Origin of the sequence: Nostoc sphaeroides (genome assembly GCF_003443655.1) — a bacterium.
GTDB classification, from domain to species: Bacteria; Cyanobacteriota; Cyanobacteriia; order Cyanobacteriales; family Nostocaceae; genus Nostoc; species Nostoc sphaeroides.
Window position 1 is genome coordinate 3,038,985 of sequence record NZ_CP031941.1, and the last position, 12,881, is coordinate 3,051,865.

Annotated in this window: 10 protein-coding genes; 4 read left to right on the plus strand and 6 right to left on the minus strand. The window is 44.0% G+C overall.

What is annotated here, in order from left to right; all coding sequences use genetic code 11:
- Positions 1–4: 4 nt before the first annotated feature.
- The 3 genes from thiO to D1367_RS13440 all read right to left on the minus strand — a co-directional run bounded on the left by thiO (position 5) and on the right by D1367_RS13440 (position 2,905).
- Positions 5–2,050 (minus strand): glycine oxidase ThiO, encoded by a 2,046-nt coding sequence (gene thiO / locus D1367_RS13430; RefSeq protein WP_118166893.1) that lies wholly within the window; start codon positions 2,048–2,050, stop codon positions 5–7.
- A gap of 92 nt (positions 2,051–2,142) precedes the next feature.
- Positions 2,143–2,550, minus strand: a complete 408-nt coding sequence (locus D1367_RS13435) for a hypothetical protein (protein ID WP_118166894.1) — start codon at positions 2,548–2,550, stop codon at positions 2,143–2,145.
- Positions 2,551–2,566: 16 nt separating this feature from the next.
- On the minus strand, positions 2,567–2,905 hold the full coding sequence (locus D1367_RS13440) for a 2Fe-2S iron-sulfur cluster-binding protein (RefSeq protein WP_118166895.1): 339 nt from the start codon (positions 2,903–2,905) through the stop codon (positions 2,567–2,569).
- Positions 2,906–2,980: 75 nt separating this feature from the next.
- On the opposite strand from D1367_RS13440, the gene cimA reads away from it, so the two are divergent.
- A complete protein-coding gene (gene cimA, locus D1367_RS13445; protein WP_118166896.1) occupies positions 2,981–4,687 on the plus strand; it encodes a citramalate synthase in 1,707 nt (568 codons plus the stop codon).
- Between the two features lie 511 nt (positions 4,688–5,198).
- Here cimA and D1367_RS13450 read toward each other — a convergent pair.
- Positions 5,199–5,858, minus strand: a complete 660-nt coding sequence (locus D1367_RS13450) for a hypothetical protein (protein ID WP_118166897.1) — start codon at positions 5,856–5,858, stop codon at positions 5,199–5,201.
- A 146-nt stretch (positions 5,859–6,004) separates the two neighbouring features.
- On the opposite strand from D1367_RS13450, the gene D1367_RS30815 reads away from it, so the two are divergent.
- Positions 6,005–6,160 (plus strand): hypothetical protein, encoded by a 156-nt coding sequence (locus D1367_RS30815; protein WP_181985173.1) that lies wholly within the window; start codon positions 6,005–6,007, stop codon positions 6,158–6,160.
- A 451-nt stretch (positions 6,161–6,611) separates the two neighbouring features.
- Here D1367_RS30815 and D1367_RS13455 read toward each other — a convergent pair whose 3' ends face one another.
- Entirely contained in the window at positions 6,612–6,845 is a 234-nt protein-coding gene (locus D1367_RS13455) for a hypothetical protein (protein ID WP_118166898.1), read from the minus strand.
- Positions 6,846–7,005: 160 nt separating this feature from the next.
- On the opposite strand from D1367_RS13455, the gene D1367_RS13460 reads away from it, so the two are divergent.
- Positions 7,006–9,150, plus strand: coding sequence for an NAD(P)/FAD-dependent oxidoreductase (locus D1367_RS13460; protein WP_118166899.1), 2,145 nt, complete (start codon positions 7,006–7,008; stop codon positions 9,148–9,150).
- A 43-nt stretch (positions 9,151–9,193) separates the two neighbouring features.
- Here D1367_RS13460 and D1367_RS13465 read toward each other — a convergent pair whose 3' ends face one another.
- Positions 9,194–10,741, minus strand: coding sequence for a hypothetical protein (locus D1367_RS13465; protein WP_118166900.1), 1,548 nt, complete (start codon positions 10,739–10,741; stop codon positions 9,194–9,196).
- A 1,132-nt stretch (positions 10,742–11,873) separates the two neighbouring features.
- Between D1367_RS13465 and D1367_RS13470 the strand changes: the two genes are divergently transcribed.
- A complete protein-coding gene (locus D1367_RS13470; RefSeq protein WP_118166901.1) occupies positions 11,874–12,659 on the plus strand; it encodes a cupin domain-containing protein in 786 nt (261 codons plus the stop codon).
- The last annotated feature ends 222 nt before the right edge of the window (positions 12,660–12,881 follow it).

A 12,881-nucleotide genomic window follows, 5' to 3' on the forward strand; every position in this document is an offset into this window, starting at 1 on the left:
TTCCCTAACTAGTAATTGTTCCAGTCAGAGGTGAACTTGGACTGGCGTAGTCTTTGATAGGCATTCTGCCAGCAAGGTATGCTAGACGACCGGCAACTGTTGCTAAATTCATGGCACGAGCCATTGCTGCCGGGTTTGGAGAAAGTGCGATCGCACTATTAATCAACAAAGCATCTGCTCCCAATTCCATTGCTTGGGCTGCTTCTGAGGGTGAACCAATACCGGCATCTACCACCACTGGCACACCCGCATTTTCGATGATGATTTGGATGTTGGCGGTTGTTTTTAGCCCTTGTCCAGAACCAATCGGCGATGCTAAAGGCATTACCGTAGCACAGCCTACTTCTTCTAAACGCTTGGCTAACATAGGGTCAGCGTTAATATAAGGCAATACTGCAAAGCCTTCTTTAACTAATTGTTCTGCGGCTTGCAATGTCCCAATTGGATCTGGGAGTAAATACTTAAGGTCAGGTATTACTTCTAACTTTATAAAGTTATTATCTTCCTGCCCCAACAATTTCGCCATTTCTCGCCCTAAACGCGCCACCCGAATCGCCTCTTCAGCAGTTTGGCAACCTGCGGTATTAGGCAGCATCCAGATTTTTGTCCAATCTAAGGCTTCAGCTAAACCTTCATGTCCGGGGGCCTTGGTTTGTACCCGTCGAACTGCCACGGTGACAATCTGGCAATCACTGGCGGCGACGCTTTGCTGCATTTCTTCAATGCTGCGATACTTACCAGTTCCAGTCATCAAACGGGATTGGAAGGTTTTGCCAGCAATAATTAGTGGGGAGTGGGGACTTGTACTGAGCGAAGCCGAAGTAGTGGGGAGTGGGGAATGGGGGGATATGGCAGGACGATTCCCATTAGAAAAATTGGCAGAGTGAGTCAGCATTGGGGTAGAGGTAGATGGCTGGGACTGGAAGCGCGAATAGTGGAAATCTGAAAGTAGAGAGTCAGACTTTTGTTCTAAGATGAAATCGGCAATCAAGGCGGCTGTTACGGGTGCAAGGAGAATTCCGTTACGGTAATGGCCTGTAGCAAAGGTTAAATTTTGACAGTGGCTAGTGCCAAGAATAGGCAACTCATCGGGGGTGGCTGGGCGAAATCCCCACCAGAATTCTTGGATGGGATAATGCTTGAGTTGGGGATACAGGCGGATGGCAGCTTGTAATAGTGTTTGAATGCCGTCTGGGGTGTTGTTGGGGGTGAAGCCAACGTCTTCGCTGGTTGCGCCAATAACAAGGCGATCGCGTCTTGGTACGATGTAAGTATCCTGCCCAAACAAAACCCGCTTCAATGGCAATTCCGGCGCAAATTCTGGTATCCGTACACTTAGCATTTGCCCTTTTCTGGGACGCACGGGTATTGGTAATAACTCATTTGACCAAGCACCTGAAGCTAAAACATAGTGCGCGGCGCGAATTATTCCAGCATTGGTTTGCACGCCAACCACTTGCCCTTGCTGCTGTAAAAATGCTTCTACTGTAATCCCGTCTTTGAGTTCAACACCAACAGACTCAGCCGCCGTCCACAATACGTGAGCGAGAGCTTTATTATCAACTTGTGCATCTTCAGGATACCACCAGCCACCAACTACCTCTGCTCCCAATCCTGGCTGATATTGATGAATTGCCTCTTTGTTTAACCAGTAAGCCGGGGATGAGGGGGATGAGGAAGAATTTACTTCCCTATCTCCCTCATCTCCCCCTGCTCCCTGCCCCCCTGCTCCCCTGCCCCCCTGCCCCTCTGCCTCCTCAAAGACGGGTGCGAGGATACCGCAGGGACGGTAGCCAGTATTTAAGCCGGTTAATTCTTCTAGTTTGCGCGTCCAGTCGGGATATAAAGCACGCGATCGCCAACACAATGAACGCATTGCCCCATTAGGGATTTTTTCTGCATCTGGTGCTAACATCCCAGCAGCAGCGTGGGTAGCAGCAGCCTGAAAGTCACGACAAAGCACGGTGACACTTGCCCCGCGCAGTTTTAGCTCAATGGCGATCGCTAAACCAATAACGCCGCCACCAATAATTACAGTCTCACTAGTCATTAGTCATTAGTCATTAGTCATTAGTCATTAGTACATAACTAATTAACTCATAACTTATAACTTATAACTCGTAACTATAGACGGATCTATCGTTACCACAAGGCGCGAATTGGTTCGTTGCCTTGATTTGTATCGCTGGATGGTGTATTTGTTTGTGAAGAATCTGTGCTGCCGTCTGTTGTAGTGTCAGCAGGTGATGTTGAATCATCAGAAGGATTCTGGGCAACGTTACTCCTGTTGTCAGGTCTTGGAGCTACAATACTGCGTCTGTTTTGGTTTGTTTCAGTTGTTTCAGTTGTTTCACTTCCTTCAGTTGCAGTTTCTTCATTCTTGCTGCCAGCACTGCTATTAACATTGATATTAGCTGGAAGGACTTGTGATTTTTTGTCACTGGGAGCGTTAGCGGTTTGTACGCCCATCGGAAAGTTGATGCCTAGTAATGTACCAAGCAGAATGGCTAAACCTCCAGCCATTAAAATTAAGGGTGTCCATCTACCCATCTTGTCTTACTCCTTTTTAACCTTTTGGTGTCCACACTATTCGAGAACCTTGTCCCCAAAATCCATCAAACTTTGTCACTTTCACATCGCCTAAAACCTGAGTTTGACAAGCTAAACGCAAGTCTGTTGTAGGAGAATGGGGAGGAAGCGAACGCCGTGCTCGATCACGCCAATTCGCTGCTGATACTTCACCCTCTACCTTAACCGCGCAGGTTCCACAACTGCCAATGCCCCGACAGTTTATTACCTTAGCACCGTCATTGTAGAGGTCAATACCATTTTGCAGCAAAATTGTTCGGAGATTGCTTTTGCTTACGCACTCAATTGTTTTACCTTGAGCTAGTACCTTAGGCATTTTTTAATTGCCAAACTGGCGTTTTGTTGTATATTGACACATTGCCTCGAAAGTTGTCTCGTCGGTCCCAGTTTTATGACCACAAATTCTTCACCTCAACTTTGGCTCTATGACACTACATTACGAGATGGCACTCAGCGCGAGGGGCTATCAGTTTCGATAGAAGATAAGTTACGCATTGCTCGTAGACTCGATCAACTGGGAATTCCCTTTATTGAAGGCGGTTGGCCTGGTGCTAATCCCAAGGATGTACAATTTTTCTGGCAACTCCAAGAAGATCCGCTAAAACAAGCTGAAATTGTGGCTTTTTGTTCGACTCGCCGCCCCAATTCTACTGCCGCAACCGAACCGATGCTACAGGATATTTTGGCTGCGGGAACTCGCTGGGTAACGATTTTTGGCAAGTCTTGGGATTTACATGTCACAACTAGCCTCAAGACGACATTAGAAGAAAATTTGGCGATGATCCGCGACACAATTGAGTATCTCCGTTCTCAAGGGCGTCGCATTATCTACGATGCCGAACATTGGTTTGATGGTTACAAGCACAATCCAAGTTATGCTTTACAGACATTAGAGGCTGCGATCGCATCTGGTGCTGAATGGCTAGTCCTTTGTGATACTAATGGTGGCACTTTACCCCATGAAATTAGCCAAATTGTTCAAGATGTGGTAAGGGCAACTGGGGAACTGGGGACTGGGGAACTGGGGACTGGGGACTGGGGACTAGGGACTAGTAAAGACTCTTCCCAATCCCCAATCCCTAATCCCCAATCCCCAATCCCCCAAATTGGAATTCATACTCATAACGATTCGGAAATGGCGGTTGCTAACGCAATAGCCGCCGTGATGGCAGGGGCGAAGATGGTACAGGGGACAATTAATGGTTACGGTGAACGTTGCGGGAATGCTAACCTCTGTTCGTTAATTCCCAATTTACAATTGAAGCTGGGTTACAGTTGTATCACAGAAGACCAGCTAACACAACTTACAGAAGCTAGTCGTTTTGTTAGTGAGGTGGTCAACCTCGCGCCAGATGAACACGCTCCCTTTGTGGGACTTTCGGCTTTTGCCCACAAGGGCGGTATTCATGTATCAGCCGTGGAACGTAATCCCCTGACTTACGAACACATTCAGCCGGAACAAGTGGGGAATCATCGCCGCATTGTGATTTCTGAACAGTCTGGACTTAGCAATGTTTTAGCCAAAGCCCGCAGTTTTGGCATTGACCTCGATCACCAAAAGGCAGAAGCCAAGCAAATTCTCCAGCGCCTCAAAGATTTGGAGAGTGAAGGATTTCAATTTGAAGCAGCAGAGGCCAGTTTTGCGCTACTGATGCACGAAGCTTTGGGAGGTCGCCAGAAGTTTTTTGAAGTCAAAGGTTTTCAAGTCCACTGTGACTTGATTGAGGGGAAAGAAACTAGCAATGCCCTAGCTACGGTTAAACTCGCTGTTGACGGCAAAAATATTCTGGAGGCGGCGGAAGGTAACGGCCCCGTGGCTGCGTTGGATGCGGCTTTACGCAAGGCTTTGGTGAATTTTTATCCCCAAATAGCAACCTTTGATTTGACAGATTACAAGGTGCGGATTCTCAACGGACATACGGGTACTGCGGCGAAAACCCGTGTCTTGGTAGAGTCGGGCAATGGTCGTCAACGCTGGACGACGGTAGGAGTTTCTACTAATATTTTGGAGGCTTCCTATCAAGCTGTGGTGGAAGGCTTGGAATATGGTTTGTTATTGCACTCTCAAGCGGAAGCGGCGGTGAAAGCCTCTAGTTGACAAAATTCGCCTTGTAGTAGACCTCTTGCAAAAGTCCCTAATACCCCAATACGCTTGGGTTAAGAAGAATCGTAGGTTGGGTTGAACTTTAGTGTTACCCAACAAAGCCTTGATGATGTTGGGTTTCGTTCCTCAACCCAACCTACACCAGTTTTATTTTTTAGCCTTAACCCAAGCGTATTGCCTAATACCCCACCCCCAACCCCTCCCCGATGCTTTGGGGAGGGGAGACAAAGCGTAGCTTTGGCGGGGTGGGGTTCAAATTGTTTGATTTATGCAAGAGGTCTAGTCTAGGTAGATTTTACACTTTTTGATCCAATCTTGTGGGGTGTTGCTCTTGAGCCAGCCCAATTCAAAGGTGAGGCGAGATGCCCATCCCACAAGAAATAATTGGATATTTTTATCTCGAAGCCCCTAAGTACACCATTTCATAAATTCATAACGAATTAAGCGACCTACTGCTAAAGCTTGGCAAAACTCGATAACGCTAGGAACTTGTGAAATTCTGTACTTAGTTAGGAATTACGTAACCTGCAATACCTTCAAATACATACCCAATTCTGCCACCACCCAGTTCACTAAAATTAGTAGTGTAGAAGTGGTCTGAACCTGCGCCACTGTAATATCGATATAGAGGAATAGTACCTGTGGTCGGTTCAGAATATACATAACCTGCAATACCTTCATACACGTACCCAATGCTTCCATAACCTAATTCATTAAAATTAGTAGTGTAGAAGTGGTCTGAACCTGCGCCACTGTAATATCGATATAGAGGAACAGTTCCAGGGTAAGATATTTTGGGAATATAACCAGCAATTCCTTCAAGGATGTATCCGCCGTTACCATATCCTAACTCATCAAAATTAACCGTATAGAAGTGGTCAGGATTTGCTCCGTTATAGTAACGGTAAAATGCGTATGCTGTAACTACTACACCATTAATTGTTCGAGTAACAGAACTTGCATTTTGAGCAAGTAAGATATTTGAGTATCTAGTTTTGCTTTCGCCAATAGTTAATTGATTAGTGTTCTGAAGTTGAGAAGAATTTAATGTTGCTAAAGCTACATGGCCATTAGTTAAATTGTTCAGTGTACTAATACTTGCAATGCCAACAGCCAAGCCACCAAAAGTTTTTAAGACTCTATGCCAAGACCAATTACCAGACATAACAACATCCTTTTAGATTGATATTAGATGCAGGTATATTACCACACCATGCAACAAGGCAGTCCACAGGGGGACAAATAATGATTCTCACCTTTAGGGACTTCCAAGTAAAAAAATATTCCATTGCTATTGTTCACTGTTGACCGTTGACGGTTCACGAGTTTTCAGTCAACAGTCAACAGTCAACAGTCAACGACTTTTGCTATTGTTCACTGTTGACCGTTGACGGTTCACGAGTTTTCAGTCAACAGTCAACAGTCAACAGTCAACGACTTTTGCTATTGTTCACTGTTGACCGTTGACGGTTCACGAGTTTTCAGTCAACAGTCAACAGTCAACAGTCAACGACTTGAATGTGGAATAATTTATTTTTTGGAGTTCCCTTAGAGCGAAAGTGCGATCGCTCAACTCAATTGTGTGTTAAAAACATTTATTCCGCGCTCAAAGAGCATGAGGATTGATCCAAAAAAAGACCCTTGGTTTGCACCAGAGGTCTTTCGCTTTAAGAACGTTGTAAAATTCATTAGCAACGTAAAACGCTGATATGGTTAAGTTAGTGGCTTCTGTGCCGTAAATGCAAAAATAGCAACCCAATTGCCAATTCCAAACATGTTACTCCTATACCTAAAATGCGTAGGCGCAGCCCGCACTTCGACAAAGCTCAGTGACCACCGCAGGCATCGCCAACATTTAGGTGCAGACCTAAAAATCTAATGCTGTTGCTGTGAAAAAAACTTCATTTTATGCACGGTTTTAGGAGAACTTTTCCCAGGATTGGGCAACTAATTGGCTCAACCAGCGACGTTGTTGCTGATCCAACAGTGAATCATCTGCTAGCAACTGAGCGGTTAATTCTTCCAAAGATTGACCCTGAGCGCGGACAATTTTAATTACTCCAGCGATCGCACTGGCAACTAGTTCTTCATCAATCGGCTGTTGTCGCAGAGCAAAAATTTCCTGGGGACTGTCTGGAATGGGATAATTCATGGCGTGGGTTTACAGAAATACAAAATGAACAATAAATTTGACAAATTCTTAAAATTTCTTCACTGAATCTTTACGAAAGTAATAGGGCGGAGTTTACCTTACTTTGTGCCTTCATAAAATCTGTCTTAGTGAGTAGATTGATCGGAGATGTCAGGAAACGATGAGAGAAATCCTTTATTTAGAAGTTCCAACTTCGGATATAGCAACTGTTCGTAGCTGGTTACAAACAGATTTTGAACCCGGAAATGGAGAAAAAGTGCTTACTTCGGAAGGCTTTCGCCTTAAAATCTCCAGTGCTACTACAACTGCTGGGGTGGCTCTTTCGGAAAACTTGCCTGCGGAACTTTCGGTATTTGTCTGGTCGGTGCAACGAACTACTTATCTGAAAGTGTTTCGTTGGGCAGAACAACCCTTTCCCAAAGAGGGGCAGATTTTGCAACGCCTAACCAAAGAAATTAGAAGCCGTTTTCCGCATCATTACCCAGAACCGCCAGCGATTGATTTATCTAAGCAATCAATATTTGCAGCATTAGGCTCTGCTTACCCCCTCACCGTCAAGTATTTTCAGAAAATGCCCAACGGTGAATACGATCTAACGCGTGCCTACTGGTGGGAACAGCGATGGCGCGAAGGAGTACGGAATCCTCAACAGCCGCGTCAGGTGGTGTTTTCCAGTCGAGGGGACAGGGGACTAGGGACTGGGGACTGGGGAAAAGGTAATCCCAATACCCAATCCCCAATCCCTAATCCCCACTACGACATCATCTACATCGGTGGCGCACTAGGCGCAATTCATGCAGCATTGATGGCAAAACTCGGATATAAAGTCCTGCTGCTGGAACGAATGCCCTTTGGGCGGATGAACCGAGAATGGAATATTTCCCGCGATGAGATTCAAAGCTTAGTTAACCTGGGTTTAGTCACCCCCGCTGAGTTAGAAACCATCATTGCTAGGGAATACAAAGACGGATTCAATAAGTTTTTTGATGCTAATAATCCAGCCAAACTGCGATCGCCCGTCCTCCACACACCCACAGTCCTAAATTTAGGTTTAGATTCCGAAAAATGGCTCCAAATGTGTGGGCAAAAACTGCAAGCGGCAGGCGGTGATATCTGGGATGAAACAGAGTTTATCCGTGCAGATATTGATATATCACAAGTTATTGTCAAAGTCAAGCACTTACCCAGTCAGGTTGAGAAGCAAGTAAGTGGAAGATTGCTAATAGATGCAATGGGAACTGCATCGCCCATCGCTTGGCAATTAAATGGTGGTCGTGCTTTTGATAGTGTCTGTCCCACGGTGGGAGCGGCAATTGAGAGCGGATTTGAGCCGGAAGTATGGGATTCCCAGTATGGGGACGTGCTTTACAGTCATGGGGATATTTCGCGGGGAAGGCAGTTGATTTGGGAACTGTTTCCTGGGGCAGGTGAGGAACTGACGATTTATTTATTTCATTACCATGAGGTGAATGCTGAAAATCCCGGTTCCTTGCTAGAGATGTACGAGGACTTTTTCACGATTTTGCCAGAGTATCGCAGGTGCGATATGGACAAATTGGTGTGGAAAAAGCCGACATTTGGGTATATACCAGGGCATTTTAGTGTGGGAAGTAGCGATCGCACAGTTGCCTTTGATCGATTGATTGCGATCGGTGATGCTGCATCACTCCAGTCTCCCCTCGTCTTCACCGGTTTTGGTTCGCTAGTTCGCAACTTAGAGCGTTTAACAACCCTGTTGGATACTGCTCTCAAACATGACTTGTTGAGTTTTCGCCACTTGAACCAAATTCGTGCTTACCAAAGCAACGTTTCCGTCACTTGGTTATTTTCCAAAGGCATGATGGTACCCACTGGGAAATTTTTACCACCCCAGCGCATTAACTCCATGCTCAACACCTTCTTTGGACTATTAGCAGACGAACCCCAAGAAGTAGCAGATAACTTTATTAAAGATAGGTGTGATTGGTTAACCTTTAATCGGCTAGCACTTAAAGCTGCTAGGAAAAATCCCGCCTTACTTTTATGGATTTGGGAACTTGCTGGCCCTAGAGATTTAGGGCGATGGCTTGGTAGTTATTTCAACTTCGGTCGTCATGCCCTGATTAGTGCTTTGCTGAGTCCGTGGTTCGGTCGCTTCTTGAACCGGGTAGGTTTTTGGCTAGAACCCCGGAATCCTGGCTTGTGGCTGTGGCTGTTGGCGATTAATTATGCGATCGCCACAGGCAAACCGCGATCGCGTGCTCAAGTAGTAAAAGCCAACCCAGAAGCCATAATTCCGAAGTCAGAAGTAAGAATTAGTCATTAGTCATTAGTCATTGGTCATTAGTATTTAGACAAATGACAACTAACTATTGACTCTTGGGGCGAAAATTTGGTAGTTCCACAGATGCCAATGACTTACGCCCCTTGGGTGGACGCTGGGGATAAACCACTGGTGAAGGTGATGTATCATTGGTGTTATCACCTAATGACTCTGGAGGCAAATCAGTTGCCGACAATTCCAAGTGTGTCAATTGTGATTCTGACCAGTAGTCTTCAGTTCCTTCAGGCGGCGTCTCAGTGTGAGGTGAAGTAGAAGAAACTGGTAAGTTATTGGCTGGTGAGACTACAGAATCTATTGTCCAAGAAGTGGAAGTAGTTGTAAAAGGATTAATTTCTGCTTCCAACTGGTTCTTTTGTGGATTTGCTAATTCCTCATCGTCTTCTAGGATTGTTGTTAAAGTCTCCCAAATAGGTGCATCAGCCTGATTACTATCCACATTGGTTTTTGGCACAGGTGGTGGTGATGCAGATGCTGGCTGGGAGATAAAAAACATTTGGATGAGACTATCTAATTGCTGATCTAAATTTGATGACCCTGAATTTGAAACAGCTTCTGGTGTCTCTGGGGAATCATCGATTTTTGGAGGAGGGGCCGATTCTGCTGGTGTTGACGAATCTTGCTTAACTGACCAGTTCCAAGAAGATGATGGCGTCGGAGTCGGTTCATTTGTTTGGAATGGAATTGGTGCTGACGGTTCGCCCCAAGAATTATCTAGATCATCAGTCAGGGATTCTGGTTCTGCTGACCAAGGTTGAATTGGCTGGGCATTAGGAAATAAAGATCGAGCTTTTCTAGAGAATCTTCCCTGGCTACTAGTTATGTCTTTGGGATGTTTTGCAGTATCTTCTAGCGAGTCATAGTTAGGAACCGATGTATCTAAACATTTTTCCAAAGCCGCTTTAAATTGCAGCGTTTGGCGTTGTTGTCGCATCAGTCTAGTACGTAACTCCCGACAAACAGTTTCTGATTGCAATAACTGCTGAGACTGTTCGCTGCTATTAGTGTGTAGCAACGTACATTCTCGCTCTAACTGGGCAAGGCGTTGTTGGCTGATTTGTAGCTGTGCTTTATAACTTTCGGTGAGAATTTCCTGGCGTTGAACAGTTTGTACAGCAGTTTCTAATTTTTGAAATAGGGATTTTATTTGTTCTTGAGCCGCAGCCAGTTCTTTTGCGTGTTGGTTGAGCATTGACTCACTAACGCTAGAACGCGTTTTCTGCCACTGCAAAACCTTTTCTGACTCAGCTAGATTATCTTTTAGCTGCTCCACTTGTTCATACAAGTTATTGTTAGCCGCACGCAATTCTTCGTTCAATGCCAGCAGGTTCTGAAATTCTGAGTCAATAAGTGCTTGTTTGCCGCTTTCAGGTTCTGCAACCCAGTCTTGCTGGGTGGTATCTTTTGAAAATTGTGTATCTTCAGCGGGCATGAGGAGTGGCAGTTTGCTGACTGCCACATTGTCATTAGGCACAACTGAGTAAAACGGACAACTCGCCTGCTCCGATTGTGGCGAATTAGCAGAATTTAGGGATTCCATCACAACCCCCTTGTTTGAGGTGTTAGCTTCATTCATCACTCTTGACTCACCTGCTTAAAAATATTCAGCAGTGCTGGCATTAGCATTGCTTATTAACTGTGTCTAATCAGGGTTTGCTCTAGAAGCTAAGTTTAACTCTCTCCAAGCACCAGCAATTAATTATCAATTGGTGTTCCCCATTTTGTATCTAGACTGATGCCGTTATAACACTACGATGCTCTTACCCGTCAAGAAAAGACGGAAGGGGAATTCAAGCTGTCTTTGGGGATAGGCGGCAGAGAAGAGAAAACCGATGCTTACAAACTAAACTGTATTGGCTGAGGAAGTTTTTCTACATAAAAAAACTGCCTCACCACATAAATTATTGTCTATAATCTCATCCCCCTTAATATCTAAATAAAAAATGTATCCCTGAATACGTTTTTACGCTGAGTTTTTTATTACTTAAGATAGATGTCAGTACAAGTATCTACTGTTCAATACTATTTTTGTAGTACTTACGTATTGGCAGAGACAATCAACTGTGACTTACCTCTAGTTAAAAGGCAGAGCTTTGTAATCTCTTGTAGGAGGTAAAGCCTCCTGGTTTAACGGGAGGTAAAGCCTGTGAAAGAGGCAGAGTAAGACTTTTAGCTTACCAAACTCATAATTCACATGATGGTCAATATGTAAAGTACTGAAGTATTATTTTGTTATTTTGGGCGATCGCTATTTCATGTCAGCAAACAACTAAGAGCTTCTGCTAGAACTAAAATATCAGGAACCCATAATATTTTAGTGTAAATACTTATAAAGTTCTGTTGAAGAGGTAGTAATTTACTTAAGTAATATAATAAAATTCTTTTAAAGAATAATCTCAACTTGATAGGGGGTTTTTCTGAGTAAATACAGTCCTAGCAAGCAATTTCAAGCTTATTTAGCAATATTTAGCAAGAGGCTTTTCCTAACCATTTACCTTCAATATGTCAAGGTTGTTTAATGACTACAAGAAAATTGTTTAAAGTATACTTTACTACTTATATTATAAATTACATTGTATATTAATAAACTAACAGCAAAAAATACTTAAGTAATTAAACGGATACAGTTTTTAATTCATCTATTAAATAATAATTGGAATAACCGAGTTTTCCACTACGTATAGCGACATAAATAACACATATAAATTATGCGACACTTAACCGAAACGCTATTACAAAAACAAGCCCAAAATATTTGTCTTGAGTCCGAACTATTTAGCATTCCTATGGAAGATTGCCAGAAGTTCTACTGTCAGCGATTCCTAGAAGCGACAAAACTTGACTACACAATGGCAGTCCATCCATCAAGTGCTTATTGGGTTATCAATTCTATCAAAGTTAATGAGAGTGAAAAAGACACGCACTTTCTATTTGTGTCAGAGGGCGAAGTTACCCTCAACAGCAATAATGGAGAGTTCTTATTGCGAAAAAACTGCTTTGCCGCAGTTCCAGGGAACTTTTCTTTAGATGGTACAGCCCAAGTGTTAGTCGCAACGCGACTCAACTACACTGGACTTTTCACAATTGGGGGGCCTATTGAACCGTTAGGGCGATTGAATTATATTGATGGCTGCTCTTCAACAGTTCTGATTAATCCTTTAAAACGTGGAGAACCTTGCTTGAATTTCCTCTACGTTCCTCCAGGTGTATCGCAAACTCCCCATACCCATCCCTCATTGCGGATCGGGCTTGTCGCTGCGGGTAGTGGAACTTGTCAGGTGGACGAAGGAACGTTCAAAATGGAGCCGGGAACGGTCTTCTGTCTTCCAGAAAACAAGTTACATAGCTTCAGTGCAATTGACGATTCCTTAAGAATCATTATCTATCATCCAGATTCTGATGTAGGCCCAACTGATGATTCCCATACGATGTTGAATAATACTTTTGTTGGAGAAAAGTCAGCCAAAGTTCTGGATGCGATTAGAACCAAATAACCACGCTCATCAGGTTTGCCTTTTCATTTGAGTATTGTAAAGGCAATCTTGTATTTATTGATAGCGGTTTTCACATCAGTGGAACACAACTTTTATGATGAAGCCAACTTGACTAAATGAGCATCCCTGATTTATCAGTCAACAGTCAACAGTCAACAGTCAACAGTCAACGACTTTAAGTGGAATAATTTATTTTTTGGAGTTCCCATATACCTGCTCTAG